This is a genomic window from Desulfuromonas sp., assembly GCF_002868845.1.
Taxonomy (GTDB): Bacteria; Desulfobacterota; Desulfuromonadia; order Desulfuromonadales; family BM501; genus BM501.
Window position 1 is genome coordinate 59,704 of sequence record NZ_PKUB01000028.1, and the last position, 22,304, is coordinate 82,007.

Genomic DNA, 22,304 nt, shown 5'->3' on the forward strand with positions numbered 1-22,304 from the left:
CCGATGTGGCCGGGGGCTTTGCTTCCGGATGGAATGTCGTCTCTAGAAGATAGACAGCTTGGCCATCTCCATGACCCCGGAGGGGAGAATCCCGAGATAGAGCACGCCGATAAGGGCCACAACGATGGAGATGACGGCGCCGACGGGCATTTTCACCCAGCCGTAATCCTCGACGGGGTCGCGGAAGTACATGTAGACCATGATCCGCAGGTAATAGTAGAGGGAGACAGCGGAGTTGAGCACGCCGAGCACTGCCAGCCAGATGTAGCCGGCCTTGACGGCCCCGGCGAAGATGTAGAACTTGCCGGCGAAGCCCGCTGTCGGGGGGAGCCCCATGAGGGAGAAGAGGAAAATGGTCATCGCCACACCGAGAAAGGGCTTCTTGAATCCGAAACCCGCGAAGCCTTCAAGGGTGAGATTTTCCTCGCCCTGCTTGCCCGCGAGGGTCAGGACGGCGAAGGCTCCCAGGTTCATGAAGGTGTAGGCCAGCATGTAGAAAAGAATGCCGGCGACCCCGATCTCGTTCGCAGCGACCATGCCGACGAGGGCGTAGCCGGCGTGGGCGATGGAGGAGTAGGCCAGCATCCGCTTGATGTTGTCCTGCTTGATGGCGATCACGTTGCCGACGACCATGGTCAGCACCGCGAGGATCCAGAGCATGGAGGTCCACTCGGCTTCCATCCCCTCGAGGCCGATGAAGAAGACGCGCACGAAAGCGGCAAAGGCGGCGGCCTTGGGCCCGGCGCTCATAAAAGCGGTGATGGGGGTCGGGGCGCCCTCGTAGACGTCGGGGGTCCACATATGGAAGGGAGCCGCGCCGATCTTGAACAGGAAACCGATGCTCAGGAAAGCCATCCCGGCGATCGCCATGGGGTTGCCGAGCACCGCGGTGTTGGCGCTGAAGAACTGGGCGATCTCGACGACCTTGGTGGTGCCCGTGGCGCCGTAGAGCAGGGCCACGCCGTAGAGCAGGAAGCCGGTGGAGAAGGCCCCGAGGAGGAAGTACTTCAGACCCGCCTCGTTGGAGCGCAACTGGCCCCGGAACATCCCGGCAAGGACGTACAGGGAGACCGAAAGGACCTCCAGGCCGAGGAAGATGGTCATCAGGTCGGTGCCCGAGGCCATCCACATGGCGCCCGCTGTGGTGAAGAGGATCAGCGGGTAGTACTCCCCGATCGGGTAGCCTTCGCGCTTGAGGTAGTCATCCGACATGAGGATGGTCAGCCCGGCGGCGAACAGGAAGATGATGTTGAAGAAGGTGGCAAAGTTGTCCAGGGCCACGCTCCCGGCAAAGCAGAATTCGGGATTGTTCCACGCCCCGAGGGAGACAAAGCCGGTGACAACGAGGCCGATCAGGCTGATCCAGGCCACATGGGTCGTCTTGCCGCGGGGCGAGAAGACGCTGACGAGCAGCAGCGCCATGCCGAAGCAGGTCAGCACCAACGATGGCATGATCGCCGCGAAATTGACGTTCTGCATGGCGATTTGCACCAGATTTTCCATGAAAATGCTCCTCCGGAAGCGGGATTAAACCTTGTACGTTACTCTCTGTTGCAGGCTTAGTGGTGATGCGGCGCGGCAGGCGCATGGTTGACCGGCGCGTGCTTAACGGGCGACACGACCGCGACCTGCCTGCCTTTGACCTGGGTGAGAAGACTCTCCATAGCCGGATTCATCTTCTCGAAAAAGGTGTTGGGGTAAACCCCGATCCAGAAGACGAACACCAGCAGGGGAACCATCAGGACGATTTCCCGAGCGGAGAGGTCTTTAAGATTTTCGTTCTTGGGATTGGTCATCTCCCCGAACATGACGCGCTGGAACATCCACAGCATGTAGACCGCGGCGAAGATGACGCCGGTGGTGGCGACCACCGCGTACCAGCGAAGTTCGCTCTCGAAAGCCCCCATCAGCGCGAGAAACTCACCGACGAAACCGTTGGTCCCGGGCAGGCCGATGGAGGAGAAGGTGATGATCAAAAAGACCGTGGCGAAAATCGGCATCTTCTTGGCCAGACCGCCGAACTCGGAGATCTCGCGGGTATGGCGCCGCTCGTAGATGAAGCCGACGATAAGGAAGAGTGCGCCTGTGGAAATACCGTGGTTGATCATCTGGATCATGCCGCCGGCCATCCCCTGCATGTTCATGGCGAAAATGCCGAGCATGACGAACCCGAGATGGGAGACCGAAGAGTAGGCGACGAGTTTTTTGACGTCGCTCTGCATCATCGCCACCAGGGCGCCGTAGATGATGCCGATGGTCGCGAGGGTCGCCAGCAGAGGCATGAAGGTCTGCAGGGCCTCGGGAAAGAGCGGCATGGCGAACCGCACGTAGCCGTAGGTACCCATCTTCAGCAGGATGGCGGCCAGAATGACTGAACCTGCGGTGGGCGCCTCGGTATGGGCGTCGGGCAGCCAGGTGTGCAGAGGGAACATCGGCACCTTGATGGCGAAACTGAACGCGAACGCCAGGAAGAGCCAGTTCTGCAGGTGGGCAGGGATGTCTACCTGCCAGAAATGCGCGATGCTGAAGCCCTGGTCGAAGGGCATGCCGGACTGCAGTGCGTAGTAGTAGACGAAGATGATGGCCACCAGCATGAGCAGGGAGCCGACCGCGGTGTAGATGAAGAACTTGACCGCGGCGTAGATGCGGTTCTTGCCGCCCCAAATGCCGATCAGGAAGTACATCGGGATCAGCATCAATTCCCAGAAGATGTAGAACAGGAAGAGGTCGAGGGAAATGAAGGCACCGAGCATGGCCGTCTCGAGGAGCAGCAGCAAGGCCATGAAGCCCTTGACGTTCTTCTCAACGGACAGCCAGGTGGACAGAACCGCGATGGGCATGATGAAGGTGGTGAGCATGACCAGCCACAGGCTGATGCCGTCGATCCCCACGCTGTAGTTCATCTGGAAGAAGTCGCCTATGGTGATCCAGGGGACGAATTCTTTGTAGTGCATGGCCCCCGAGGTCGTGAAGACGTCGTCAAAAGCCAGGGGCAGACTGATCACAAAGGTGATCAGGGTCACCACGAGGGTGAAGCCCTTGAGCAGCCCCTGGTTGTCCCGGGGGAGGAAGAGGACAACCAGCAGCCCCAGAATCGGGAAGAAGGTCATCAGGCTGAGAAGGTGTTCGGTCATGGGAAATCGCTCCTTATATCGCTTTCAGTCTGCCAGGACTCTTACCCGAGGACGTAGAATCCGACGATCAGCACCACACCGACCACCATGGCCAGGGCGTAGTTGTGGACGAAGCCGGTCTGGGTGGCGCGCATCCCGGCCGAGGCGGCCTGCACGATCCTGCCGACGCCGTTGACCACGCCGTCCACCACGCAAACGTCAAACCCTTTCCAGAGGAAGGTGCCAAAGCGCTTGCAGGGATTGACGAAGAGGGCATCGTAGATTTCGTCGATATACCACTTGTTGAAGATGGCCCGGTGGAGTGTCGCGAAGTTGGTAGCCAGCTTGCCCGGAATCTCGGGGTTCTTGATATACATGACCCAGGCGATGAAGATACCGACGATGCCGATGCCGACAGAGATCCCCATCAGGCCGTACTCGGTGGCGTGGCTGCCGTGGGCCTCGATATGGTTAAGCTCGAGGGCGTGCCCGAAGACCGGCTCCAGGAAGTGGTGGAGGTGGTTGGCGCCGCCGAGGATCGCCGGAACGCCGATGTAGCCGCCGACCACCGCAAGCACGCCGAGGACCATGAGGGGGATGGTGATGGTCAGGGGCGACTCGGGGATGTGATCCTTGGCACGGGGATCGGTTCGCTGCTCGCCGAAGAAGGTCATGAAGACAAGGCGGAACATGTAGAAGGCGGTCATGCCGGCAGCCACCGCGCCGACCAGCCAGAGCAGCCAGTGGCCGCGGTTGGAGCCGAAGGCCCACCAGAGGATCTCGTCCTTGGAGAAGAAGGCGGAGAACCCGGGGATGCCGGCAATGGCGATGGTCGAGACAAGGAAGGTCAAGAAGGTGATAGGCATCTTCTTGCGCAGACCACCCATGTTACGCATGTCCTGAGGATCATCATGCAGGTGTGCATGGTGGTAGCCGTGATGCATTCCGTGGATCACCGAACCGGACCCGAGGAAGAGGCAGGCCTTGAAGAAGGCGTGGGTCATGAGGTGGAAGATGCCGGCGGTAAAGGCGCCGACGCCCATGGCCAGGAACATGTAGCCGAGCTGGGAAACGGTCGAGTAGGCCAGAACGCGTTTGATGTCGTTCTGGGCCAGGCCGATACTGGCGGCGAAGATCGCGGTGGCGGCGCCGACGATGGCGATGGTCATCATGGTGTCGGGAGCCATGGCGAAAAGGCCGTTCATGCGGCCGATCATGTAGACGCCGGCGGTGACCATCGTGGCGGCATGGATCAGGGCGGAGACGGGAGTCGGACCCTCCATGGCGTCGGGCAGCCATGTGAAGAGGGGAATCTGGGCCGACTTGCCGGTGGCGCCGAGGAAGAAGAGAAGCGTAACCAGCGTCACCACGGTGCCGCCGGTACCAAGCAGGTGACCATGCTGTGCAATTTCGGTGAAGTTCAGGGTCCAGACACCGTGCTCGCTGCCGAGAGTCCAGTACAGGATAAACAAGCCGCAGAGGAACCCGAAGTCACCGATGCGGTTGACCACGAAGGCCTTCTTGGCCGCATCCCCCGCGCTCTGCTTATGAAAGTAGTAGCCGATGAGGAGATAGGAACAGAGGCCGACACCCTCCCAGCCGATGAACATGACCAAGGCGTTGTTGCCCAGGACCAGCATCAGCATGGAGAAGCAGAAAAGGTTCAGGTAGGCGAAGAAGCGGTAGAATCCTTCTTCCCCGTGCATGTACCCGATGGAGTAGAGGTGGATCAGAGAACCGACCCCCGTAACCACCATGATCATCAAGGCCGAGAGGGGATCGAGCAGGAATCCCCAGTCGATCTGCAGGTTCCCCACGGTCATCCAGGATGCGACCACATGCTCGTGGGTCTTGACCGAATCACCGAGCAGCTGGAAGAAATACTTGCTGGAAACCACGAAGGAACTGGCAATGGCCAGGGTGCCGATGGTCCCGATCAATTTTTCGTTCTTGATCTTCTTGCCGAAAAGTCCGTTGATCAGGAACCCCAGCAGGGGAAAGAACGGGATGAGCCACAATTTGTCGTACATCAATATCTCCTCTTACCAGATTGAGCCTCAAGCGACCCTGAAAGCAGTTACCATTTCAAGATGTTGAAGTCCTCGACGTCGATCGACTCGGTGTTGCGGAAAAAGGCGATCATCAGAGCCAATCCCACCGCCGCCTCTGCGGCGGCCACGGTCATGACGAAGAAAACGAAGACTTGGCCGTCCATGTTGCCCAGGAAATGGGACAAGGCGATGAACGAAAGGTTGACGCCGTTGAGCATCAGTTCGACGCACATGAAGATGACAATGGCGTTCCTCCGGGTGAGAACCCCGAAGGTTCCCAGGGAAAACAGGATCGCGCTGAGAACGAGGTAATGGTGTACGGTAATCATGATCTATCTCCTGTCCTTGTCTGCGACTAAACGTTTTTCTTGGCCAGCACCACGGCGCCGATCATGGCCACCAGGAGCAGGATAGAGGCAATCTCGAAGGGGAGCAGAAACTCGGTGAACAGGGCGCGACCGATCAGTTCGGTGTGTCCCACGCTCTCCACCACCTCCGCGGTGATGTCCCCCTTAACGCCCGTGGTCTCGCTGTGATTGAGCATAAAACCGGCGATGAACAGCATCAACGCCCCGAGCACGGCTCCGCCGGCCAGGGAGTGAGTGGTCCTGACCTGGGTGGCGGTCCCGAGGTTGAGCAGCATGATGACGAAGATGATCAGAACGATGATCGCCCCCGCATAGACCATGATCTGGATGGCAGCCATGAACGGAGCGTGAAGCATCACATAAAAGACAGCCAGGCAGACAAAGGTCATGACCAGGGACAGGGCGCTGTTGACCGGGCTCTTGCACTTGACCACCAGGAATCCGGAGATAACGGCGACCAGGGCGACCAGATAAAAAAACAGAGTTTCCATGAGTTCTACGCTCCTATGTCAATTACCTGAGAAGTCGCTCTTTGGTGAAGGTGAAGTCTTCGCGCTTGAAGTTGGCCAACTCGTAATCCCCGGTCATCTCCAGGGCCTCGACGGGGCAGGCCTCCACGCAATAGCCGCAGAAGATGCAGCGCAGAAGATCGATCTGGTAGACCTCGGGGTATTTCTCGCCCTTGTGGTTCTCGGCCGCCTCCACCGTGATGCATTTGGCGGGGCAGACGGTGGGGCAGAGGTAGCAGGCCACGCACTTCTCACGGTCCTGGGTCGGTACCAGGCGGTGAAGACCGCGGAAACGCTCGGAGACCTGCAGTTTCTCGTCAGGATACTGGACCGTGGTCGAATGCCCCGGGAGCAGGTGCTTGAAGGTAATGCTCAGACCTTTGGCGAACTCTTTGAACATGGGCCTATCCTCTATGCGTGAGTTGGGTTACTGCTGGAGGAGCACAACGACAAGTCCGGTGACCACGATGTTGGCCAGGGACAGGGGCAGAAAGACTTTCCAGCCCATAAACATCAGCTGGTCGTAGCGCACGCGGGGAAAAGTGGCGCGCAGCCAGATGAAGAAGAACATGAAGGTGAAGATCTTCAGCAGGAGGTTGATGGCACCAGGGAAAGGCCCGGACCAGCCGCCGAGAAACAGGGTGGCGATAAGGGCGGCGATGACGACCATGTTGGCGTACTCGGCCATGAAGAACAGGGCGTACTTCATGGAGGAGTACTCGGTGCAGAAGCCAGAGACCAGCTCGGTCTCGGCCTCGGGCAGGTCGAAGGGGGTCCGGTTGATCTCGGCCAGACCGCAGATCACGAAGAGGCCGAAGGCCAGAGGCTGGGTGAAGACATACCAGTTGGGCAGCAAAGCGATGCTTCCCCAGAGGGGGCCCTGCTGAGCCTCGACGATCCCCCGCAGGCTGAGGGTTTCGGAGAGCATGAAAACGGCGATGATGGACAGGCCGGCGGCCAGCTCGTAGGAGACCATCTGGGCCGCGGAGCGGACCCCGCCGAGCAGGGAGTATTTGTTGTTCGAGGCCCAGCCCGCCAGGACGATGCCGTAGACCCCGAGGCCGGCCATGGCGAGGACGTAGAGAATTCCGATGTTGAGATCGGTAATCTGCTGGCTAACGGTGTACCCTGCAATCTCCAGGTCGGGGCCGAAGGGGACGACCGCGATGGTGATGAAAGCCGGTACGAGGATCATCATGGGGGCCAGAATGAAAGCCAGCTTGCTCGACTCGGCCGGGATGATGTCCTCCTTGAAGAACAGCTTGAGGCCGTCGGCGATGGGCTGAAGCAAACCGTGCCAGCCGGTGCGCATGGGCCCGAGACGGGTCTGCATGTGACCGATGACCTTGCGCTCGACCCAGGTGGCGTAGGCGACGATCAGGATCACCACCACGAATACCGCAAGGATCTTCACCAGCATGGCGGCCAGAAACAGTGGGACGTTGTTCGAGAGGCTCAATACTTCAGGCGTCATGACAATCCTCTTCCTTGTTCAAATGGGTATGTTGCTCGCTGTATCGGTTAAAACGATTAAAAGCCGGGTTTATGGGGCGTATTCATCTCCCCCAGGTGCTTCGCGAGGTACTTGGCCTCGGGGTTCTCCGGGTTGATCGCCAGGGCCTTGTCCACCGCCTCCCTGGCGGCGTCAAGAAAATCGAGCTGCATGTGGCACTCGGCCATCCTCACATGGGCGTCGGCGTCCTTCGGGTTGAGCTTGAGCACCTCGGTGTAGGCGCTGATCGCCTCGCTGAACTCCCCCACCTTGCGGCAGCTCTCGCCGAGCATATAGTGCCCTGGGGCGAACTTGGCGCTGGTCTCCACGGTCCGGGAGAATTCCTCCGCTGCCGCCTTCAGGTCCCCGGCCTTGAACAGGGCCATGCCGAGTTCGAAGCGCGCCGAGGTGTAGGTGGGGCTGATCTTCACCACCTGCCGGAACTGCTCGATGGCCTCGTCGGTCAGGCCCCTCTGGGACAGGACCATCCCCAGGATGTAGAGGGCCCTCGTGTACTTGGGGTTGATCCCTATGGCCGCCTCGAGAGCTTCCTGGGACCGTTCAAGGTCCGAGTTGCGCAGGTGCGAGAGGCCGAGCCGGTAGAGGGTTTCGGCGCTGCCCGGGCTGATCTCCACCGCCTTGCGGAAGCTGTCGATACTGCCGACCAGGTCGCCGAGGCCGTACTGTGCCATGCCCAGCTTGAAATAGACCCGGAAGGGCTCGGGCTCTCCCGCCAGCGCCTGCCGAAGGGCGTCGATGGCCAACTGCAGGTCGCCCCTGTCGTACAGGGCCAGCCCCTTGTAGTAGAACCCCTTGCTGAATCGGGGCTGCTTGGCGATGGCCTCGTCCCAAATCCTGACGGCCTCGTCGATGAGTCCCCGATGGTAATGGTCGAGGGCTCTCTGGTGCAGGAACTCGGCGTTATCCGCCAGATTATTGCCGCACTGGTCGCAGAATTTGGCCCGCGCCGAAACGACCGCTTTGCATTTGGGACAGTCCATGACCTCTCCTGGATGGAATCCCTACTTGCTCAGTTCGACGGCGATCGCCGCTTCGCCCTTGTAGATCCTGTTGATCTGGCCGTCATCAAAGTGGTTGGGCGCGAACACGACCCCCTCGGGCATCCGGAGATCGACCTTGGCCTGAAGCCGAAGCTCGATCCCGCCGGACTTGAGGGTCACCATGTCGCCGTCCTTTATGGCGAGAGCCTTCGCGTCGGCCCGGCCCAGTTCAACGTAGGGCTCGGGGACAACGGCGAGAGGCCCCTTGGCGCGGGTGGAAACGGTGCCGCTGTGATACAGGGCGCTGCCGGTGACGAGCTGGAACTTGGCGTCGAGGGGCTCGAACCCGGCAACGGGAACCACCTTCTTGAACTCAGGCTCGAGGGTCTCACCGCCCCAGACGGCACCCTGAGGTCCGATCGCCTCGTAATCGATCCCCTCGTAGCCGGGCACGGTGGCGGATATCTCGGCGAAGATGGCGGCGCTCCCGGTGTAGCTGACCCGCGCGCCGAGCTTGGCGGCGAGCAGGTAGAAGATCTCGAGGTCCGTCTTTGCCTCGCCGGGGCTCGGAACGCCCGGTCGAACCCGCTGCACGCGCCGTTCGGCATTGGTGAACGATCCGTCCTTCTCGGCGAAGGAGGCGGCGGGCAGGACAACGTCGGCCTTCTGCGCGGTGGCGGAGAGGAACAGGTCCTGAACCACCACGAAGGGGGCGCGCTCCAGCGCGGCCTCGACCTTGGCCCGGTCCGGATAGGAGACGACCATGTCCTCGCCGACGACCCAGAGGGCGGAAAGGTCGCCCTTGCCGGCGGCTTCGAGCATGGCCTGCGAGCCGAGGCCGCTTCCCTCGGGCAGGATGCCGAGGTCGATGGCCCCCTGGCTGTTGGCCTTCTCGCCGCAGAGGTAGAGTCCGCTCCCCTCGCGGCCGACGTTGCCGGTCAGGATGGCCAGGTTGGCGGCGGCGACTGCGAGCTCCTTGCTCTGGGCGGTGTAGGGCAGGCCGTAGGCCAGAAGGATGGCGCTCTTCTTGGAGCCTGCAAGCCGGCGGGCAGCGGCCTTGATGGCCTCGGCGTCCGCCCCGGTCTGCTCGGCGACCTTCTCCGGCGCGTAGTCGGCGAGGGAAGCCTGAAGAGCATCAAGCCCCTCGACCCCGTCGGTCACTGCCAGCCCTTCGTCGAGGAGGGTCCGAGCCATGGCGTTGAGCAGGTTGACCTCGCATCCCGGCTTGGCGAGAAGGGTCTCGGCCCCATGCATCTTGCTGAGCTTGCCCTTCTTGTCGGCCACCACGAGCAACTTGGCGCCGTGACGCTGGAGGGCCTGGTTGACGACCATGCCCAAGACCGGGTGGGTCTCGTAAAAATCGGACCGGATGGCGAGGATGGTGTCGCACTCCTCGACCTGGGGGAAGGTGGCGGTGGAGGCGGTCAGGCCGAGAGTCGCCTTGAGCCCCTCTGTGACCCCCCTGTAGCACTCGCCCCCCGAGTGGTCGAGGTTGGAGGTGTCGAGGGTCCCGGCCAGTTTCTTGAGCACGAAGAGTTCCTCGTTGGTCAGCCGCGCACCGGAGAGGATGCCGACGCCCTTGTCGCCCTTGGCCTTTTCCAGCCCCTCGGCGACGGCGTCGAGGGCCTCGTCCCACTCGACCTCGACGAGGACGCCGTCCTTGCGCACCAGGGGCTTGGTCAGGCGCTCCTCGCTGTTGACGTAGGAGTAACCGAAGCGACCGCGGACGCAGAGGTTGCCGTCGTTGACGCCGGTCTTGTCGTTAAAGCGGATCGTCTCGACCTTCTCCTTCAGCACCCCGAGGGTCACGGTGCAACCGTTGCCGCAGTAGCCGCAGACCGAGTCCACCTCCTTGAGCTGCCAGGGGCGGGCCTTGAACTTGAAGGGACGAGGCAGAATCGCGCCGACCGGGCACATGGAGACGCACTGGCCGCAGAACTCGCAGGAGAGGCCGCGGTCGAAGGCGGTGGCGATCTTCGTCTCGAAGCCGCGATTGATAAAGGAGTAGGAACCGTAGCCGACGACCTCGTCGCAGACCCTGACGCATTTGCCGCAGAGAACGCAGCGGTTCATGTTGCGCTCGATGAGGGGGTTGATCTCGTCGACGGGGAGGTCGAACTTCTCGCCCTCGAAACGGTTCTTGGTCACCTCGTACTCGAAGGCCAGGTCCTGAAGGTCGCACTCGCCGCCCTTGTCGCAGACCGGGCAGTCGAGAACGTGGTTGACCAGGAGGAACTCCATCACGGTCTTGCGGACCTTGCGGATTTCGTCGTTGATCGTGGTCACCACCATCCCCTCGGTCACCGGGGTGGTACAGGACGGGATCAGCCGGCCCTTCATCTGCTCCACTTCAACCAGACAGACCCGGCAGGCGCCGTAGGGAAGCAGCTTCTTGGCGTAGCACAGGACGGGGATATCGACCCCGGCCTCCTTGGCCGCCTCGTAAATGGTGGCCGTCTTCTTGACCTGTACCTGCTTGCCGTCAATCGTCAGTGTGACCATCATGACCTCTTATCGGAAACTGGAGACTCAGCTTACTTGATCGCCATAAAGCGGCAGGCGTCGTAGCAGGAGGTGCACTTGGTGCACTTCTCCTTGTCGATGACCGCCAGCTCCTTCTTCTCCCAGCGGACGGCGTCCACCGGACAGACCCGGTAGCACAGGCCGCACTTCTTGCATTTCTCGTCGATGACCTCGAAATGCAGCAGGGGCTTGCAGCCGTGGGAGGGACACTCTTTTTCCTTGATGTGCGCCTCGTACTCGTGGCGGAAGTAGCGCAGGGTCGACAGAACCGGGTTGGGAGCGGTCTGCCCGAGGCCGCACAGCGAACTCTTCTTGATGTCGTAGGCCATGTCCTCGAGGAGTTCGAGGTCCCCCTCGCGCCCTTCGCCGCTGGTGATGCGCTCGAGAATCTCGAGCATGATCTTCAGACCGATGCGGCAGGGGATGCACTTGCCGCACGACTCGACGCGGGTGAAGTTGAGGAAGAAGCGCGCGATGTCGACCATGCAGGTCGTCTCGTCCATGACCACCAGACCGCCCGAGCCCATCATGGCCCCGGCCTTGATCAGGGAGTCGTAGTCGACCTGGGCGTCGAGGGCCTCGGCGGGGAGGCAGCCGCCCGAGGGGCCGCCGGCCTGGACCGCCTTGAACTTGCGGTTGTTGAGAATGCCGCCGCAGACGTCGTAGATGACCTCGCGCATGCTGGTACCGGCGGGAACCTCCACCAGTCCGGTGTGCTTGACCTTGCCGGTCAGGGCGAAGATCTTCGTTCCCTTGGTCCCCTCGGTGCCGATGCTGGAATACCAGTCGGCGCCGTTGTAGAAGATGTAGGAGACGTTGGCGTAGGTCTCGACGTTGTTGATGTTGGTCGGGTAGCCCCAGAGACCGCGCACCGCCGGGAAGGGCGGGCGGGGGCGGGACATGCCGCGCTCGCCCTCGATGGATGCCATCAGGGCGGTCTCCTCGCCGCAGACGAAGGCGCCGGCGCCGGCCTTGATGCGCATGTCGAGGTCGAAGCCGAGCCCCAGGCAGTCCTTGCCGAGGAAGCCTTTTTCGTAGCAGGTATCGATCGCTTTCTGCAGCCGCTTGATCGCCAGGGGGTACTCGGCCCGGCAATAGACGTAGGCGAATTTGCAGCCGATGGCGTAGGCGGCGATCATCATCCCCTCGATGAGGCCGTAGGGGTCGCCTTCGAGGATGGAGCGGTCCATAAAGGCCCCGGGATCGCCCTCGTCGGCGTTGCAGATGAGGTATTTGGTGTCGCCGGGAGAGGCCTTGCAGAAGGACCACTTGACCCCGGTGGGGAAGCCGCCGCCACCGCGGCCGCGCAGACCCGATTTCTTGACCTCCTCGATGACATCCTCCGGCTTCATGGTCACGGCCTTCCTGATGCCGTCGAAGCCCTTGTGGGAGAGGAAGTCGTCGAGGCTGTCGGCGTCGACCGTGCCGCAGCGGGAGAAGATGATGCGCTGCTGCTTCTCGAGGAACTTGGCGTAGTAGGGGCCCGCCATCTTCTTGGCAACCGGCTCGTTGCCGAGGACGTGTTCCTCGACGATCTGCGGAACCATCTCGGGGGTGACGAAGTCGTAGGTCACCGCCTCCTGCTCCGGCAGTTCGATGTCGACCAGCACGTCGTTGGCGCACAGCCCGCGGCAGCCGGTGCCGATGACGGCGCAGCGCTTGCCGACCTTGGCCTCGACGCCCTGCTTGGCGACCTCCTGCTCAAAAGCCTCGGCGACCGCAGCCGCCCCGGAGGCCAGACCGCCGGTACCCTGGCAAATGAGAACTTTTATCTGATCAGCATTCGCGGCCATATGATTTCATCCCCGCTCTTGGTTGGTTGATCGGCAGAAAGGATCTAGCCCAGCGCCTTGTACTTCTCGATGACCTCGTCGGTCTTCTGCACCGAGATACTGCCGTAGGTGTCATCGTTGACCATGATGACCGGCGCCATGCCGCAGGCCCCGATACAGGCAACGTACTCGGCGGTGAACAGAAGGTCCTCGGTCGTCTCGGCGTGGCCGATGCCGAGTCGCTCCTGAATCGTGTCGCCGATACGGCCAGCCCCCTTGACGTGACAGGCGGTCCCCATGCAGACGCGGATGATGTACTTGCCGCGCGGCTTCAGGTGAAACTGGGCGTAGAAGGTCAACACCCCGTAGATCTGACTGGAGTAGACGTTGAGCCGCTCGGCGACCAGGTCCACGGTCGGTTCGGGCACGTAGCCGTAGAATTCCTGGATACCCTGGAGGACGGGCATCAAAGCCCCCTTCATGTCCAGGAACTTGTCGATCACCTGGTTCGCCCCGGTGAGATCGACTTCCTCTTCCTGGACGTTGTCCGCAACTTCGCTCATGAAGCCACCTCTTACCTCGGTTGAACGTTAACGGTCGATTTCACCCAGAACGATATCCAGGGTGCCGATGACGGCGACGACGTCGGCGATCAGGGAGCCTTCGCACATCTTGGGCAGGGCCTGGAGATTGATGAAGGAGGCGGGGCGGATCTTCATCCGGTACGGCTTTGCGGATCCGTCCGAGATGAGGTAGTAGCCGACCTCCCCCTTGGGATTCTCCACCCCCACGTAGACCTCGCCCGGTTCGGCCTTGAAGCCCTCGCTGACGATCTTGAAGTGGTGGATGAGCCCCTCGATGGAATTGACCGTGTCCTCCTTGGGCGGGAGGCAGATCTTGGGACAGTCGGCCAGGATCGGGCCGGGCTTCAGCCGGTCGAGGGCCTGGCGGATGATCTTGACGGACTCGCGCATCTCCTTGAGACGCGCATGGTAGCGAGCCCATGTGTCGCAGTCCTGCTCAACGATCACTTCGAAATCGTAGTTCTCGTAGCCGCTGTAGGGATTGTCCCGACGCAGATCCCAGTCGACCCCGGAGCCGCGCAGCGAAGGTCCGGTCACGCCGAGGTCGATGGCGTCCTCGGCGCTGATCACGCCGACGCCCTGGGTTCGCTTCTGCCAGATCTTGTTGCCGGTCAGCAGCCCCTCGTAGGTGTCGATATGGCCGGGCATGGTGTCGATGAACTCGCGGACCTCGCGCTCAAAGCCGTCCGGCAGGTCGGCGGAGAGTCCGCCGATGCGGAAGTAGTTGGAGGTCATGCGGGCGCCGGAGAGCTTCTCGTAGAACTCCATGATGTGCTCTCTCTCGCGGAAGCAGTAGAGGAACACGGTCATGGCGCCGATGTCGAGAGCGTGGCAGGCCAGCCAGATCAGGTGGCTCTTGAGCCGGGTCAGTTCGGCCATCAGCACACGAACGGTCTGGGCCCGGTCGGGAATCACGTCGGTGATCCCGACCAGCTTTTCCACGGCCAGCACGTAGCCCAGGTTGTTGTGCATCGGAGCCAGGTAGTCGAGCCGGTCGGTGAGCGGAAGGACCTGGTGGTAGGTACGGTGCTCCGAGAGCTTCTCCACCCCGCGGTGCAGGAAGCCGATATGGGGCGTGGCCTTCTTGACCACCTCGCCGTCGAGCTCGAGAATCAGCTGCAGCACCCCGTGAGTCGAGGGGTGCTGAGGCCCCATATTTACGGTCATTATTTCCGTCGTAGCCATCGTATGCCTCTTTTATGGGAAACGGTGATTATTCTGGAGAATACCTAGGAGAGCCGACCCTGGTAAGGTTCGCGGTCGGGGCCCTGCAGAGGGTAGTCTTTGCGCAGCGGATGCCCTTCCCAATCGGCGGCCATGAGAATGCGCCGCAGGTCGGGATGGTTGTTGAAGGAGATCCCCATCAGGTCCCAGCACTCGCGCTCGAGCCAGTTGGCCGTGGCCCAGACGCCGCAGACGGTATCGACCCGGCAGTCGTTCTCCTCGACCGGCACCTTCACCCGCAGGCGATCGTGGGTCTTGATGTTGTACATGTTGTAGACCACCATGAAGCGGGGCTCCTGCCCCAGGTAGTCGACCCCGCACAGGTCGCTCAGGAGGTTATAGCCCTGCTCTTTCTTCAGAAAAGAGCAGATGGCGACGATGTCCTCCTTCTTGACCGTGACCGTCGTCTCGCCGCGGAATTCCTTGACGTCGAGGACGGAAGCGGAGAACTTCCCTTTCAGTTTGCTTACGGCAGCATGCTCAGCCATATCTCTGTATCCCTATCCTTGGTTTGCTGTGCAAAAAGACAGATCCTAGGCCCCAGAGACCCTTTCGCCAACACCCAGGGCGGACCCGAAGGAGTTCTGCTCCTTCATGATCTTCTCCTGCAGCTTCATGAGGCCGTAGAGAAGACCTTCGGGCCGGGGAGGACAGCCGGGAATGTAGACATCGACCGGCAACTCCTCGTCGATCCCCTGGACGGTGCTGTAGGTGTCGAAAACGCCGCCGGAGCAGGCACAGGCGCCCATGGCGATGACATAGCGAGGCTCGGGCATCTGCTCGTAGACGGTCTTGATGACCGGGAGCATCTTCTTCGTGGCGGTGCCGGCGATGATGATGACGTCGGCCTGGCGCGGCGAGGCGCGGAACAGCACCCCGAAGCGGTCAAGGTCGAATCGGGCGGCGCCGGTGGCCATCATCTCGATGGCGCAGCAGGCCAGACCGAAGGTCATCGGCCACAGCGACCGGGACCGGGACCAGTTGACGAGTTTGTCAAGGCTGGTGGTGATGAAATTATTGCCAAGAGTCTGTTCTACTCCCATTCCAAGGCTCCTTTTTTCCAGACGTATACGTAGCCGACGAGAAGGATGCCGACAAAGACCCCCATCTCGATGAATCCGAACATCCCGAGCTTCTTGAACACGACCGCCCAGGGATAGAGGAACACCGCCTCGATGTCGAAGAGAATGAAGAGCATGGCGACAATGTAGAACTTGATGGAAACCCGCTCCCGGGCGGTGCCGATCAGCGGCATGCCGCATTCGTAGGGAGCCAGCTTGACGGCGGTGGGCTTCTTCTGGCCGATCAGCCGGGAGAAGACGACGGACCCCGCCGCGAACGCGAAGGCGAAGGCAACGAGGACGAGAATCGGTAAATAACTCTCGAGCATGAAATAACTCCTCCCAACGTGACGTGATGCTTTATGGACATACGGATAGTGTTTACGGCACACGAGCGGGCACAAATTAGATTAATTCCCACCTGATGTCAAGGGAAAAATACAGTATACTGTATACACATTTACCCCCCAAGGGAGGGGTTTTCACTGTATTTAGAGGGAGTTGGGGCGGGAGCGTGCTGGAGAGGGCAGGCGGAGGGGAATCCGCGGTCGAAAAAGGGGACCGGGCGGCCCACGGACTATTTGCGGGCGGCCTCAACGCGGTTCATGGCCGCCAGGAGAAATCCGAGGGAGATGAAGGCCCCCGGGGGAAGGATCATGAGCAGGAATGGCTGGTAGCCCCCGCCGAACAGGGAGATGCCGAGCAGGGTGCCGGAACCGAACACCTCGCGCACCGCGCCGAGCACGAACAGGGCCAGGGTGAAACCGAGCCCCATGCCGACCCCGTCGACGACCGAGGGGACCAGGGGTCGCTTTGAGGCGAAAGCCTCGGCGCGGCCGAGGATGAGGCAGTTGACGACGATCAGGGGTATGAAGATGCCGAGCGCCTTGTGCAGGTCGTAGAGGTAGGCCTCCATGGTCAGCTGGACCACGGTCACGAAGGAGGCGATGATCACGATAAAGGCGGGGATGCGCACCTTGGCCGGGATGACCTTTCGCAGCAGGGCGACGACGACGTTGGAGCAGATCAGGACGAAGGTCGTCGCCAGCCCCATGCCGGCGCCGTTTTCGGCGCTGGTGGTCACCGCCAGGGCCGGGCAGAGGCCGAGCAGCAGCTTGAAGACGGCATTCTCCCGCCAGAGCCCCTTGCTGAATTCCCGCATCAGACTCATTGCGTCCCCCCTTTGGTGCCGGCAATCTCGTCCCGGTGCTGCCGGTAGTACTCCAGACCGCTCCGCACCGCTCCCACGGTCGCCCGGGGGGAGATGGTCGCGCCGGTGATCTGATCGAAATCCCCGCCGTCCTTCTTGACCCGCCAGTCGGCGTTGTCCAGGTTCTTGCCGCGGAACGTGTCCTTGAACCAGGGCTCCTCGATCTTGTCGCCCAGCCCCGGGGTTTCCGCATGGGAGAGGATCTCGATGCCGGCCACGGTGCCGTCGGGCTCGACCCCCACCATGATGGTGATGTTGCCGCTGTAGCCGTCGGGCGCGGTCACCTTGAAAGCGACCCCGGCGAGATCTTCCCCCCGCCGCCCCCGGTAGAAGGTGCGTGTCAGCTCGCGCCCCTTGCGGTCGCGGCCGACGGAAAGGGCCACGGTGTCGGCGTCGGGGCTGTTGTCGATGGGCGGCCGCACCGCCTGCAGCGCCCGCAGGGTCTCCAGGCGCCGCTGCTCGGCGATCGGTTCCCGGGTGACCGTCTCCACCAGCGAGAGGACCAGGCCGGCGCCGGCGGCGATCAAGGTCAGGACAAAGGCGAGCCGAAACATTTCTTTCATGCCGTTCCCCTCATCTTCAGGCCCCTCCGGGGACGTGGCCGAACTTCCTGGGCCGGGTGTAGCGGTCGATGAGCGGGGTGGCGGCGTTCATCAGCAGGATGGCGAAGGAGACCCCCTCCGGATAACCGCCGAAGAGGCGGATCAGGACCGTGATGACCCCGCAGCCGACGCCGAAAACGACCATGCCGCGCCCGGTCACGGGCGAGCTGACCATATCCGTGGCCATGAAGAAGGCGCCGAGGACCATGCCGCCGGTCAGCAGGTGAAACAGGGGACTGGGATAGCGCCCCGGATCGACCATCCAGAAGATCCCGGAGAGGACCACCACGGTGCCGACGTAGGACAGGGGGGTGTGCCAGGTCAGGATCCGTTTCCAGAAGAGGTAGACGGCTCCGAGGAGCAGGGCCAGGGCCGAGACCTCGCCGATGCAGCCCCCCATGTTGCCGAGAAAATAGCTTCCCAGGCCGCCATTCAGACCTTCGGGCAGCCTGCCGGTCAGCATGACCGCCGTCTTCCACTCGCCGAGCGGGGTGGCGGCCGTCACCGCGTCGATCCCCGAGAAGAGAGGGGCCGGTGCGGTCCACGAGGTCATCTGCACCGGGAAGGAGATCAGCAGCACCACCCGCGCCACCAGGGCCGGGTTGAAGGGGTTGTAGCCCAGGCCGCCGTAGACCTGCTTGGCGACCACGATGGCGAAGGCGGCGCCGAGCAGGCAGAGCCACCAGGGGCTTTGGGGAGGCAGGTTGAGGGCAAGGAGGATGCCGGTCAGGGCGGCGCTGCCGTCGGCCACCGTCACCGGGCGCCCCATCGCCTTCTGGCACAGGGCCTCGAAGGCCACGCAGCCGGCGGTGCACAGAGTCAGCACCAGCAGGGCCGGCAGCCCGAAGAAGTAGACCGACACGGCGCAGGCGGGCAGCAGGGCGTAGATCACCGCGCGCATCACCTTGTCGGTGCTCTCCCCGCCCTGGATGTGGGGCGAGGATGAGAGATAGAGCTGCTTCTCCACGTCAGACCTTCCTTCTCTTGGCCAGGATGGCCGCCTTGGCGTGGCGGATGGCCTGCACCAGGGGAATGGCGGCGGGGCAGGTGTAGGCGCAGCATCCGCACTCGATGCAGTCCAGGGCGTCGTACCCCTCGGCCTCGTCGGCCATGTCGAGGCGCGCGTAGGCGGCGATGGTGGTCGGCATGATCCGCGCCGGGCAGACCTGCACGCAGCGGCCGCAGCGGATGCACGGCCCCTCGGGGGAGCGCGCCACGTCCTTTTCGCTGAAGAGCAGCAGCCCGGAGGTGCCCCGGGTGGCCGGGACCTCGAGGGACAACTGGGCGAGGCCCATCATCGGCCCGCCCATGATGATCTTGGCCGGCTCTCCGACCAGCCCCCCGCAGAACTCCACCATGTGGCGCAGGGGTGTTCCGACCCGCACCCGCAGGTTCTTCGGCTCGGCCACCGCACTGCCGCTGACCGTGGCGATGCGCTCGACCAGGGGCAGTCCGCGCATCACCGCGTCGCTGACCGCCGCGGCGGTACCGACGTTCTGCACCACCACGCCCACGTCCATGGGCAGCCCGCCGGAGGGGACCTCCCGCCCGGTCAGGGCCTTGATCAGCTGCTTCTCGGCGCCCTGGGGATACTTCACCTCCAGGGCCGCCACCTCGATGTCTCGCGACGCGCCGGCCCGGGCCATCGTCTCGATGGCGTCGGGCTTGTTGGCCTCGATGCCGACGATCGCCCGGCTCACGCCGAGGACCCGGCGCAGGATGTCGATGCCGTCGAGGACTTTTTCCGTCTCCTCCAGCATCAGCCGGTGGTCGGCGGTCAGGTAGGGCTCGCACTCCACCCCGTTGAGCACCAGGGTGTCGATCGGCTTCTCCTCCGGCGGGCAGAGCTTGACGTGGGTGGGAAAGGTGGCCCCCCCCATGCCGACGACCCCCGCGTCGCGGATCCGGTCGCGGATCTCGTCGATGCCGAGCGATGCCGGGTCGGCCCCTTCGAGTCCCTCCAGGGCGTCCTCGCCGTCGGGCCGGATCACCACCGCCGGCAGGTCCTTGCCCCAGGCGTGGGGGCGCGGCTCCACCGCGACCACCTCGCCGGAGGTGGAGGCATGCACCGGCACGGAGACGAAGCCCTTGGCCCGGCCGATCACCTGGCCCTTCAGGACCCGGTCGCCCTTCTCCACGCAGACCTCGGCCGGGGCGCCGATGTGCTGGGACAGGGGGATGATCAGCTCCTCGGGGAGAGGGCAGTCCTCCACCGCCTTGTCAGCGGTCCATTTCTTGTTGTCCGGCGGATGCAGGCCGCCGGGAAAGGTCTTCAGCTTCATATCTCTACCGCTCCGCCTCAGGCCGCCGGCCGCCGCAGGGGGACCGTGGGGGGGGCCAGTGCGCTCCCCTCGGGATAGCCCTCGGCGAAATCGCGGATGCACTTGGTGGGGCACTTCTCCACGGCCGGGGCGGCCTGGTCGCGCTTCTCGTAATTGACCCGGGCCAGGAATGTCTCGATCACGTAGGCCTCGGGGACGGTCTTGACGCAGATGTGGCAGCCGATGCACCCCACCTGGCAGTACTTGCGCACCGCCGCCGCCTTGTCGCGGCTGTTGCAGAGGACGTGAACGGTGGCGTCGAGGGGGGTCATGGCGATCACCTGCCGGGGGCAGGCGGCGATGCACTGCCGGCAGCCGGTGCACTTCTCGCGGCTGATCACCGCCAGGCCGTCGGGGGTCATCTCGATGGCGTCGAAGGGACAGACCCGGGCGCAGGTGCCGAGCCCGAGGCATCCGCCGGGGCAGGACTTGGGGCCGTCGGCCACCTTCTGGGCCGCGTTGCAGTCGTGCAGGCCGAGGTAGCGGTATTTGGTCTTGGCCTTGCGGTTGTCGCCCTGGCACAGCACCACCGCTACATGGGGCTCGGTCGCCTCCACCTCCACCCCCATGACGTGGCCGATCTGCTCCGAGGTCTCCGAGTCGGCGGCCGGGCACTCGTTGGGAGCGGCCGCTCCTGTCGCCACCGCCTTGGCGAAGGCGCCGCACCCCGGGTAGCCGCAGGCGCCGCAGTTGGCGCCCGAGAGCAGCTCGAGGATGGCCGCCTCGCGGGGATCGACCTCCACGGCGAACTTCTTGGCGGCAAAACCGAGGGCGGCCGCGGCCAGCAGGCCGATGCCGCCCAGACTGAGAACAGCTTCAAGCATCAACAGATCCTATACGAACGGGCTTCCGGCTTCCGGTGACGAGTCTTTAGCCCTTCACCAGCCCGGCGAACCCCATGAAGGCCAGGGAAAGGAGCCCCGCGGTCACCAGGGCGATGGCCGACCCCCGGAAGCTGGCGGGCACCGGCCCCAGGTCGACGCGCTCGCGCAGTCCGGCGAAGAGGACCATGGCGAGGGTGAAGCCGAGGGCCGCCCCGAGGGCGAAGACCACCCCCTCCAGGAAGGAATGCTCCTTCTGGATGTTGAGGACGGCCAGGCCGAGCACAGCGCAGTTGGTGGTGATCAGGGGGAGGAAGATGCCCAGGGCCTGGTAGAGGACCGGGCTGACCTTCTGGATGACCATCTCCACGAGCTGCACCAGGGAGGCGATCACCAGGATAAAGGCGATGGTCTGCAGGTACTCGATCTCGAAGGGGATGAGGACGAAGTACTGGATGAACCAGGTCACCACGGTGGCCACGGTCATGACGAAAGTCACCGCCATGCCCATGCCGAGGGCGGTCTCCACCTTCTTGGACACCCCGAGGAAGGGGCAGATTCCCAGAAAGCGGGCCAGCACGAAGTTGTTGACGAAAATCGCGCTGACGAGAATGAGAAGCAGTTCCACCATTTACCGGCGACGTCCTTGGCGCATATTAATGGTTTGTAAAATGGTCAGACCACTCTTATAAAACAAGCGGCGTGACCATGTCAATCGGTATTACCAGAAAAATTCCTAACCAAATTACTCCGGCCACCCTCTCCGGTTTTTTGTGGCCAGACCCATGAAGAGTATTATATATATAACCACCGGCAGGGGGAACATTGCCCCGGCCACCGCGAACGACACCAACCCATGAACTCTCTGCAAGGGGGAAAGCGATGAACCACCAGAAATCCTCGGCCCTGTTCGCCCAGGCCAAGCAGATCATTCCCGGCGGGGTCAACAGCCCGGTCCGGGCCTTCAAGTCCGTCGGCTGCGACCCCATCTTTATCGAGCGAGCCGAAGGCTCGCGGATCTACGACGCCGACGGCAACGGCTACATCGACTACGTCGGCTCCTGGGGGCCGATGATCCTCGGCCACTGCCACCCGAAGATCGTCGAGGCGATCCGCGAGGCCGCCGGCAGCGGCGCCTCCTTCGGCGCCCCGACCAAAAAAGAGATCGTCCTCGCCGAGATGGTCAGCGAGGCCTACCCCAACATCGAGAAGGTGCGCATGGTCAGCTCGGGCACCGAGGCGACGATGAGCGCCATCCGCCTCGCCCGCGGCTACACCGGCCGGGACAAGATCCTCAAGTTCGACGGCTGCTACCACGGCCACGCCGACTCCCTCCTCGTCAAGGCCGGCAGCGGGGCGGCCACCTTCGGCGTGCCGACCTCCCCCGGGGTCCCCGCCGACTTCGCCAAGCACACCCTGACCGCCACCTACAACGACCTCGAAGAGACCCGGGCGATGGTTGCGGCCAACAAGGGCGAGATCGCCTGCATCATCCTCGAGCCGATCGCCGGCAACATGGGCTGCGTCGCGCCCAAGCACGGCTTCCTCGAGGGGCTGCGCGCCCTGTGCGATAGCGAGGGGATCGTCCTCATCATCGACGAGGTCATGACCGGCTTCCGGGTCGCCTACGGCGGCGCCCAGGAGCGCTTCGG

General features: G+C 63.0%; 22 protein-coding genes. 1 reads left to right on the top strand and 21 read right to left on the bottom strand.

Annotated elements, in window-relative coordinates:
* Positions 1 to 42 precede the first annotated feature (42 nt).
* From C0617_RS08765 to rsxA, 21 genes are all read right to left on the bottom strand, one after another.
* On the bottom strand, positions 43 to 1,503 hold the full coding sequence (locus C0617_RS08765) for an NADH-quinone oxidoreductase subunit N (RefSeq protein ID WP_291316644.1): 1,461 nt from the start codon (positions 1,501 to 1,503) through the stop codon (positions 43 to 45).
* Positions 1,504 to 1,559: 56 nt separating this feature from the next.
* Positions 1,560 to 3,134: an NADH-quinone oxidoreductase subunit M gene (locus tag C0617_RS08770; protein ID WP_291316645.1), complete on the bottom strand. Its 1,575-nt coding sequence runs from the start codon at positions 3,132 to 3,134 to the stop codon at positions 1,560 to 1,562.
* Positions 3,135 to 3,175: 41 nt separating this feature from the next.
* Entirely contained in the window at positions 3,176 to 5,143 is a 1,968-nt protein-coding gene (gene nuoL, locus C0617_RS08775) for an NADH-quinone oxidoreductase subunit L (protein WP_291316646.1), read from the bottom strand.
* Positions 5,144 to 5,190: 47 nt separating this feature from the next.
* Positions 5,191 to 5,493 carry an NADH-quinone oxidoreductase subunit NuoK gene (gene nuoK, locus C0617_RS08780; RefSeq protein WP_291316647.1) on the bottom strand — a complete coding sequence of 101 codons (303 nt, stop codon included), beginning with the start codon at positions 5,491 to 5,493 and terminating at the stop codon, positions 5,191 to 5,193.
* 26 nt (positions 5,494 to 5,519) lie between these two features.
* Positions 5,520 to 6,023 carry an NADH-quinone oxidoreductase subunit J gene (locus C0617_RS08785; protein ID WP_291316648.1) on the bottom strand — a complete coding sequence of 168 codons (504 nt, stop codon included), beginning with the start codon at positions 6,021 to 6,023 and terminating at the stop codon, positions 5,520 to 5,522.
* 22 nt (positions 6,024 to 6,045) lie between these two features.
* Entirely contained in the window at positions 6,046 to 6,441 is a 396-nt protein-coding gene (locus C0617_RS08790) for an NADH-quinone oxidoreductase subunit I (protein WP_291316649.1), read from the bottom strand.
* A gap of 27 nt (positions 6,442 to 6,468) precedes the next feature.
* Entirely contained in the window at positions 6,469 to 7,515 is a 1,047-nt protein-coding gene (gene nuoH / locus C0617_RS08795; RefSeq protein WP_291316650.1) for an NADH-quinone oxidoreductase subunit NuoH, read from the bottom strand.
* Between the two features lie 56 nt (positions 7,516 to 7,571).
* Positions 7,572 to 8,534: a tetratricopeptide repeat protein gene (locus C0617_RS08800; protein WP_291316651.1), complete on the bottom strand. Its 963-nt coding sequence runs from the start codon at positions 8,532 to 8,534 to the stop codon at positions 7,572 to 7,574.
* A gap of 21 nt (positions 8,535 to 8,555) precedes the next feature.
* Positions 8,556 to 11,039 (bottom strand): NADH-quinone oxidoreductase subunit NuoG, encoded by a 2,484-nt coding sequence (nuoG, locus tag C0617_RS08805; RefSeq protein ID WP_291316652.1) that lies wholly within the window; start codon positions 11,037 to 11,039, stop codon positions 8,556 to 8,558.
* 29 nt (positions 11,040 to 11,068) lie between these two features.
* Positions 11,069 to 12,850 carry an NADH-quinone oxidoreductase subunit NuoF gene (gene nuoF / locus C0617_RS08810; RefSeq protein ID WP_291316653.1) on the bottom strand — a complete coding sequence of 594 codons (1,782 nt, stop codon included), beginning with the start codon at positions 12,848 to 12,850 and terminating at the stop codon, positions 11,069 to 11,071.
* A 44-nt stretch (positions 12,851 to 12,894) separates the two neighbouring features.
* Positions 12,895 to 13,392 carry an NADH-quinone oxidoreductase subunit NuoE gene (gene nuoE / locus C0617_RS08815; RefSeq protein ID WP_291316654.1) on the bottom strand — a complete coding sequence of 166 codons (498 nt, stop codon included), beginning with the start codon at positions 13,390 to 13,392 and terminating at the stop codon, positions 12,895 to 12,897.
* Positions 13,393 to 13,419: 27 nt separating this feature from the next.
* Positions 13,420 to 14,598 (bottom strand): NADH dehydrogenase (quinone) subunit D, encoded by a 1,179-nt coding sequence (nuoD, locus tag C0617_RS08820; protein ID WP_291316655.1) that lies wholly within the window; start codon positions 14,596 to 14,598, stop codon positions 13,420 to 13,422.
* Between the two features lie 44 nt (positions 14,599 to 14,642).
* Positions 14,643 to 15,125 carry an NADH-quinone oxidoreductase subunit C gene (locus C0617_RS08825; RefSeq protein ID WP_291316656.1) on the bottom strand — a complete coding sequence of 161 codons (483 nt, stop codon included), beginning with the start codon at positions 15,123 to 15,125 and terminating at the stop codon, positions 14,643 to 14,645.
* Positions 15,126 to 15,170: 45 nt separating this feature from the next.
* Complete coding sequence (locus tag C0617_RS08830; RefSeq protein WP_291316657.1) at positions 15,171 to 15,680, bottom strand: NADH-quinone oxidoreductase subunit B; 510 nt, start codon at positions 15,678 to 15,680, stop codon at positions 15,171 to 15,173.
* Positions 15,671 to 16,027 carry an NADH-quinone oxidoreductase subunit A gene (locus C0617_RS08835; protein WP_291316658.1) on the bottom strand — a complete coding sequence of 119 codons (357 nt, stop codon included), beginning with the start codon at positions 16,025 to 16,027 and terminating at the stop codon, positions 15,671 to 15,673. Before C0617_RS08835 ends, C0617_RS08830 begins: the two co-directional genes overlap by 10 nt.
* A 248-nt stretch (positions 16,028 to 16,275) precedes the next feature.
* Entirely contained in the window at positions 16,276 to 16,869 is a 594-nt protein-coding gene (locus C0617_RS08840; protein ID WP_291316659.1) for an electron transport complex subunit E, read from the bottom strand.
* Entirely contained in the window at positions 16,866 to 17,471 is a 606-nt protein-coding gene (locus tag C0617_RS08845; RefSeq protein WP_291316660.1) for an RnfABCDGE type electron transport complex subunit G, read from the bottom strand. Before C0617_RS08845 ends, C0617_RS08840 begins: the two co-directional genes overlap by 4 nt.
* 16 nt (positions 17,472 to 17,487) lie before the next feature.
* Positions 17,488 to 18,477: an RnfABCDGE type electron transport complex subunit D gene (locus C0617_RS08850; RefSeq protein WP_291316661.1), complete on the bottom strand. Its 990-nt coding sequence runs from the start codon at positions 18,475 to 18,477 to the stop codon at positions 17,488 to 17,490.
* Between the two features lies 1 nt (position 18,478).
* Positions 18,479 to 19,792 carry an electron transport complex subunit RsxC gene (rsxC, locus tag C0617_RS08855; protein WP_291316662.1) on the bottom strand — a complete coding sequence of 438 codons (1,314 nt, stop codon included), beginning with the start codon at positions 19,790 to 19,792 and terminating at the stop codon, positions 18,479 to 18,481.
* Between the two features lie 17 nt (positions 19,793 to 19,809).
* Positions 19,810 to 20,655, bottom strand: coding sequence for an RnfABCDGE type electron transport complex subunit B (locus tag C0617_RS08860; protein WP_291316663.1), 846 nt, complete (start codon positions 20,653 to 20,655; stop codon positions 19,810 to 19,812).
* 46 nt (positions 20,656 to 20,701) lie between these two features.
* Entirely contained in the window at positions 20,702 to 21,283 is a 582-nt protein-coding gene (rsxA, locus tag C0617_RS08865) for an electron transport complex subunit RsxA (RefSeq protein WP_291316664.1), read from the bottom strand.
* Between the two features lie 251 nt (positions 21,284 to 21,534).
* On the opposite strand from rsxA, the gene C0617_RS08870 reads away from it, so the two are divergent.
* On the top strand, positions 21,535 to 22,304 hold a 770-nt coding region (locus C0617_RS08870), incomplete at its 3' end, for a glutamate-1-semialdehyde 2,1-aminomutase (RefSeq protein WP_291316665.1).

Coding starts and splice junctions, on each gene's coding strand:
- C0617_RS08765 (WP_291316644.1), bottom strand. CDS start 1,503: ATGGAAAATCTGGTGCAAATCGCCATGCAGAACGTCAATTTCGCGGCG.
- C0617_RS08770 (WP_291316645.1), bottom strand. CDS start 3,134: ATGACCGAACACCTTCTCAGCCTGATGACCTTCTTCCCGATTCTGGGG.
- nuoL (WP_291316646.1), bottom strand. CDS start 5,143: ATGTACGACAAATTGTGGCTCATCCCGTTCTTTCCCCTGCTGGGGTTC.
- nuoK (WP_291316647.1), bottom strand. CDS start 5,493: ATGATTACCGTACACCATTACCTCGTTCTCAGCGCGATCCTGTTTTCC.
- C0617_RS08785 (WP_291316648.1), bottom strand. CDS start 6,023: ATGGAAACTCTGTTTTTTTATCTGGTCGCCCTGGTCGCCGTTATCTCC.
- C0617_RS08790 (WP_291316649.1), bottom strand. CDS start 6,441: ATGTTCAAAGAGTTCGCCAAAGGTCTGAGCATTACCTTCAAGCACCTG.
- nuoH (WP_291316650.1), bottom strand. CDS start 7,515: ATGACGCCTGAAGTATTGAGCCTCTCGAACAACGTCCCACTGTTTCTG.
- C0617_RS08800 (WP_291316651.1), bottom strand. CDS start 8,534: ATGGACTGTCCCAAATGCAAAGCGGTCGTTTCGGCGCGGGCCAAATTC.
- nuoG (WP_291316652.1), bottom strand. CDS start 11,039: ATGATGGTCACACTGACGATTGACGGCAAGCAGGTACAGGTCAAGAAG.
- nuoF (WP_291316653.1), bottom strand. CDS start 12,850: ATGGCCGCGAATGCTGATCAGATAAAAGTTCTCATTTGCCAGGGTACC.
- nuoE (WP_291316654.1), bottom strand. CDS start 13,392: ATGAGCGAAGTTGCGGACAACGTCCAGGAAGAGGAAGTCGATCTCACC.
- nuoD (WP_291316655.1), bottom strand. CDS start 14,598: ATGGCTACGACGGAAATAATGACCGTAAATATGGGGCCTCAGCACCCC.
- C0617_RS08825 (WP_291316656.1), bottom strand. CDS start 15,125: ATGGCTGAGCATGCTGCCGTAAGCAAACTGAAAGGGAAGTTCTCCGCT.
- C0617_RS08830 (WP_291316657.1), bottom strand. CDS start 15,680: ATGGGAGTAGAACAGACTCTTGGCAATAATTTCATCACCACCAGCCTT.
- C0617_RS08835 (WP_291316658.1), bottom strand. CDS start 16,027: ATGCTCGAGAGTTATTTACCGATTCTCGTCCTCGTTGCCTTCGCCTTC.
- C0617_RS08840 (WP_291316659.1), bottom strand. CDS start 16,869: ATGAGTCTGATGCGGGAATTCAGCAAGGGGCTCTGGCGGGAGAATGCC.
- C0617_RS08845 (WP_291316660.1), bottom strand. CDS start 17,471: ATGAAAGAAATGTTTCGGCTCGCCTTTGTCCTGACCTTGATCGCCGCC.
- rsxC (WP_291316662.1), bottom strand. CDS start 19,792: ATGAAGCTGAAGACCTTTCCCGGCGGCCTGCATCCGCCGGACAACAAG.
- C0617_RS08860 (WP_291316663.1), bottom strand. CDS start 20,655: ATGCTTGAAGCTGTTCTCAGTCTGGGCGGCATCGGCCTGCTGGCCGCG.
- rsxA (WP_291316664.1), bottom strand. CDS start 21,283: ATGGTGGAACTGCTTCTCATTCTCGTCAGCGCGATTTTCGTCAACAAC.